This window comes from Pseudomonas lactucae, from assembly GCF_016937615.1.
GTDB classification, from domain to species: domain Bacteria; phylum Pseudomonadota; class Gammaproteobacteria; order Pseudomonadales; family Pseudomonadaceae; genus Aquipseudomonas; species Aquipseudomonas lactucae.
This window is the reverse complement of record NZ_JAFHKI010000218.1, coordinates 1-5,426: the sequence shown is the minus strand read 5'-3', so window position 1 is coordinate 5,426 and position 5,426 is coordinate 1. Positions and strand designations below refer to the sequence as shown.

The following is a 5,426-nucleotide window of genomic DNA, read 5'->3' as shown; positions in this document are numbered from 1 at the left end:
GACTTGCTCCCGATGAGGGCCTCAAGGTCAATGCCTGATCAACTTCTCCTGCACCGCCAACTGATCCACCTCCAGCAAAATCTGCTGCTTACCCCCAACCATCACAGCAGCCGGCAGCCCATCCCGATACACAACCCGATTCCCACTCACCGCCGGCACTTTGGTTCCCGGTAACAGCGTTCCGACCAGATTCAGCGGATCGGCCCCACACACCGCAATCAAACTCCCGTCATGGGGCCGGCGCCGCACTTCGCGCAGCAACGGGATCGCTTCCGGCAACGCAAATTGTTCCCCCGCCAGGCCGCTGACAAATCGCCCGCCGCGAATCTGCCCCCGCGCTTCCAGCCGGTGAAACGTGCGCAGCAATTCGCGCCAGCTCGGCAGCCAATCCGCCTCGCGTTCCAGCAGGCGCCAGAACACCACGCCATAGCGGCGCAGCAGGGTCATTGCGATATGTTCCAGCGTCTCGGTCGAATGCGCGCCGGCAGCCGCGGGCGCGCGTCGTACCAAGGCCCAGCGTCCGGCATCGTCCATCCCGCCGATAAACGCCCCACGCCCACGCCGACTGCTGCGCGCCTGGCGTTTGCTGGCGGGCGTGGTCAGCGCGCGCAGCCCGGCGAAGCTGTCGGCATTCACCAGGCCGGCGCCCACCAACTCTTGCAAGGCGCTCTCCAGTTCGCTGCGCAGCAAGTGGGCCTCGTGCACCAGCTCATCGAAAAACAGCGCGCCATGTTCGCGCAGGGCCAGATGGACTTTCTGGGCCTTGGGCGACAGGGTGGTGCTGTCGGTGAGTTCGGTCAGCCCGCTCCACAACGAAACCTGGCTGCGCGGCAGCAACACCACTGGCGTGCTGCGCAGGGCCATGGCGCTGCTCTTGTGGCTCAGGCGCGTCCATACCAGCTTGCCGCTGCGGCACAGGTCGTCCAGCCAGGTGGGTGAATAATCCTTGAGCCGTGCGCTGAGCAAGTCGCTGTCCCAGGCCGAGGTGGCGGCCGCGTAGCCTTCGAGCTGAGCGACGATCTGCGGCAATACGGCGCTGCCCTGGCCGCGGGTGCCATCGGACAGGTGCTGCCAATCGAACAGAAAGCGCATGAAGTCCTGCAGTGCCACCGGCTCGATTTCCCGCCGCAGGCACTTGACCGTGTAGCGATGAATGCGCGCCAGCAAGTGCCGTTCGCACCATTGCTCCTCGGTGGCGCCGGGGCTGAAGCGGCCGCGCAACACGTAGCCTTCCTGTTCCAGCCGGGCCAGTGCCTGGGTGATGTTGGCCACTGGCAGGCCCAGGGGCGCGGCGATCTCAATCAGGCTCAGCGGGCCAAAACCGCCCAGGCGTGCGCGCACCACTTCCAGCAGCGCTTGATCATAGGTCCAGGGCTCGTCGAAACCGGGCAGCAGCGGTAAGTCATTCGGGTAAATCGCCTGGACACAACTCAAGCGCTCCGCCGCCACCCACAGGCCGTTGGGCAACGAATGAGCGCGACCACTCTTGGCCAGGGTGTGCAGCCATTGCGCCCACTGCGGCGTAACTTCGGCGGCGGCAATGCACGCCAGGCTCATCAACGCCTCGTGCATTTCATCCACGCCATGGGGCGCCGGCCACGCCTCTTCGCGCACGCCGGCGATGGCGTCGGCATCCAGTGCGCCCAGGTCATCGGTGCTCTGCGGGTCGCTCCAGCGCCGGTTGAGCACCGCTTGGGTACGACGCTCTTCCAGCGGTGCGTCGTCCAGAAAGGTATAGGGCCGCGCGCTGAGGATCTCCGCGGCCATGGGCGAGGGCGCCGGCAGGTCGCGGCTGACCAGGCGCACCTCGCCACGCTCCATGCGCCGCAGCAGTGCCAGCCAGGCATCGCTGTCCATGGCGTCGTGCAGGCAGTCGTCGAGGGTCTGTTCCACCAATGGGTGTTCCGGCACTTCGCGTTGCCGGCGAGGTTTTCCAGGCAGGCGATCTGGTCGGGGAACACGCTGGCGATCAGGTCTTCGCTTTTCATGCGCTGGATCTGCGGCGCCACCTTGCGCCCGCCGGTGTAGCGCGGCAAGGCCAGGGCCACGCCGGCGTTCCAGCGCCAGCGCACGCCGAACAGCGGCGCGTCCAGCACGGCCTGGATCAGCAGGTGCTCGGCGCTGTTGCTGTTGAGATAGCGCCACACGTCATCCAGCGCGAAGCTGTGGCTGGTGGACAACGACAGCACGATCGCATTTTCGCTGGCCGCCGCCTGCAATTCGAAATTGAAGGTGCGGCAAAAGCGCTTGCGCAGGGCCAGGCCCCAGGCGCGATTGAGGCGGCTGCCGAAGGGCGTGTGGATGATCAACTGAGTGCCGCCGGACTCGTCAAAAAACCGCTCCATGATCAACGTGTCCCGGGACGGCAAGGCGCTGAGGGCCAGGCGTGTGCGGGCCAGGTAATCGAGGATCTGCTCGCTGCTGGCGCGGTTCAAGCCGAGGGTGTCGGTGAGCCAGCCCTGCGCGGGTTGCAAGTCGCCCGGCGTGATGCTGAGCAAGGCATCCATCTGGCCCAGCAAGCGCGCCACGGCCATCGACAATTCGTGACTGCGCCCGGGTGCTTCGCCCAGCCAGAACGGAATGCTCGGCGGCTGGCCCTGGGCGTCTTCGACCCGCACCTTGCCGGTGTCTACCCGCAAGATCCGGTAGGACGTATTACCGAGCTGGAAGATATCCCCGGCGATACTTTCTACCGCAAAGTCTTCGTTGACGCTGCCGATATTCAGGCCCTGGGGTTCGAGCAACACGCTGTAGTCGGCGTTGTCCGGGATGGTGCCGCCGCTGGTTACGGCCGTGAGCCTGGCGCCACGCCGGCCGCGCAATGTGCGGCTGAGGGCGTCGCGGTGCAGGTAGGCGCTGCGGATGCCTTGGCGACCGTTGTAGCCTTCGCTGAGCATCTGCAACAGCGCCTGGTAATGGCGTTCATCCAGTGCGGCATAGGGCGAGGCACGACGGATCAGCGCGAGCAGGGCCTGCTCCGACCATTCCTGTGCGCTGACTTCGGCGATGATCTGTTGGGCCAGTACATCCAGCGGCGCGACGGGAATGCGCAAGGTGTCCAGTTCACCCCGGCGCACGCAATCGAGCAGGGCGGCGCATTCGATCAGGTCGTCGCGGGTGATGGCGAACAGGCGTCCCTTGGGCGTGCCGCCGACCTGGTGCCCGGAGCGGCCGACCCTTTGCAGGAACCCGTTGATGGAACCGGGAGAGCCGATCTGGCACACCAGGTCGACATCGCCGATATCAATCCCCAACTCAAGCGACGCGGTGGCGATCAGCACTTGCAGCTCACCGGCCTTGAGGCGCTGTTCGGCGTCCAGGCGCAGTTCCTTGGCCAGGCTGCCGTGGTGGGCGGCCACTGCGGTTTTGCCCAGGCGCTCGCTCAAATGCCGCGCCAGGCGCTCGGCCAGGCGTCGGGTATTGACAAAAATCAGCGTGGTGCGGTGCTCGCGGGCCAGGGTGGCGAGGCGGTCGTAGACCAATGCCCAGACATCGTTGGCCATCACCGCCGAGAGCGGCACGGGCGGCACTTCGATCGCCAGGTCGCGCGGGCGGGCGTGGCCGATGTCGACGATGGCGCAGGTGCGGTCGGTGCCGACTAAAAACCGTGAGACCGCGTCGATGGGTTTTTGCGTGGCCGACAGCCCGATGCGGGTCAGCGGCGCGGCGCATAACCCTTGCAGGCGCTCCAGGCTCAGGGCCAGGTGGCTGCCGCGCTTGCTGGCGGCGATGGCGTGGATCTCATCGACAATCACCGTGCGCGTGCTGGCAAGCATCTGTCGACCGGAGTCGGAACCGAGCAGCACGTAGAGCGATTCGGGCGTGGTCACCAGGATGTGCGGCGCACGCTTGCGCATCTGCGCACGGTCTTTTTGCGGGGTGTCGCCGGTACGCACGGCGGTGCGGATCGCCACGGGGGGCAGGCCCAGGGCATGTAACTGTTCGGTAATGCCGGCCAGCGGGTTCTGCAGGTTGATCTGAATGTCGTTGGACAACGCCTTGAGCGGCGACACGTACACCACCAAGGTTTCGTCCGGCAGTTGTCCGCCGTTGGCCAAGCCTTGGTGAACCAGGTTATCCAGCACCGCGAGGAAGGCTGTCAGCGTCTTGCCCGACCCGGTCGGCGCGGCGATCAGGGTCGAGCGGCGCTGGCGGATCAACGGCCACGCCTGCGCCTGGGCGTGTGTCACCGAAGGGAAGGTGCTGCGAAACCAGGCGCTGACGGCGGGGTGAAAGTCGTCCAACACCGTATCGGTCGATTCAGGAAGGCTCATGCAGTGATTGATGCCACCGGTTCCAACAAGTTGCAACCCAGCACTTTATCCGTGACGGTTGCGCTACAAACCCGCAAAATGCAACGATTCTGGCAACTACCTGCGGCAAGGCTCACACGCCTGTCGATAATAACCATCGTTCCAAACAGACCGGGCCTGCTCAATCTATGCGAATGCGCCTTATGTTACTGGGCGGCGGGAATGCCCTCGGGCAGGCGCTGATTCGCCTCGGTGCGGAGGAAGACATCGGTTTCCTCGCTCCCAAACCGCCCCAAGACGGCTGGGATGCCGCGAGCCTCACCCAATTGCTCGACGACACCCGTCCCGATGCCTTGATCAACCTCGCCTACTATTTCGACTGGTTCCAGGCCGAAGCGGTCAGCGAAACCCGTCTGGCCGCCCAGGAGTTCGCCATCGAACGCCTGGCCGAACTGTGCCAGCACCACACCATCACCTTGGTGCAACCGTCCAGTTACCGTGTGTTCGATGGCTCCCGCGCCACCGCCTACAGCGAAAAGGACGAGCCGGTGCCCCTGGGCCTGCGCGGCCAGGCGTTGTGGCGTATTGAACAGAGCGTGCGCGCCACCTGCCCGCAGCATGTGCTGCTGCGCTTTGGCTGGCTGCTGGATGACAGTGTCGACGGTACCTTGGGGCGCTTCCTGGCCCGGGCCGAACAACCGGATGAGTTGCTGATGGCGGACGATCGTCGCGGCAACCCGACGCCGGTGGATGATGCCGCGCGCGTGATCATCTCGGTGCTCAAGCAACTCGATTGCGCCGCGCCGCTGTGGGGCACTTACCACTACGCCGGGCATGAGGCGACCACGCCGCTGGCGCTGGGCCAGGCGATCCTCACCGAAGCGCGCAACTTCCACGCGCTGGTCATCGAAGCCCCCACCGCCCAGGCCCACGCGGCCCGCCCGGACGCGGCGGACGAACCGCAACATGCGGTGCTGGCCTGCAAGAAGATCCTGCACACATTCGGCATCAAGCCACGGGCGTGGCGGGCGGGGTTGCCGGCGCTATTGGATCGCTTCTACCGCCACAGCTGAACCCACCGCAAAACCAAATGTGGGAGGGGGCTTGCGCCCGATAGCAGAGTGTCAGTCAATAGATTCATTGGCTGATTCACCGCTATCGGGAGCAAACCCC

General features: G+C 65.5%; 1 protein-coding gene and 1 pseudogene. One reads left to right on the top strand and one right to left on the bottom strand.

From position 1 onward, the window contains the following. Nucleotides 1–27 precede the first annotated feature (27 nt). A pseudogene (locus JWR98_RS28445) lies at nucleotides 28–4,274 on the bottom strand (Lhr family helicase). A 167-nt stretch (nucleotides 4,275–4,441) separates the two neighbouring features. On the opposite strand from JWR98_RS28445, the gene JWR98_RS28440 reads away from it, so the two are divergent. Next, a complete protein-coding gene (locus tag JWR98_RS28440) occupies nucleotides 4,442–5,326 on the top strand; it encodes a sugar nucleotide-binding protein (protein WP_078734860.1) in 885 nt (294 codons plus the stop codon). The last annotated feature ends 100 nt before the right edge of the window (nucleotides 5,327–5,426 follow it).

Coding starts and splice junctions, on each gene's coding strand:
- JWR98_RS28440 (WP_078734860.1), top strand. CDS start 4,442: ATGCGAATGCGCCTTATGTTACTGGGCGGCGGGAATGCCCTCGGGCAG.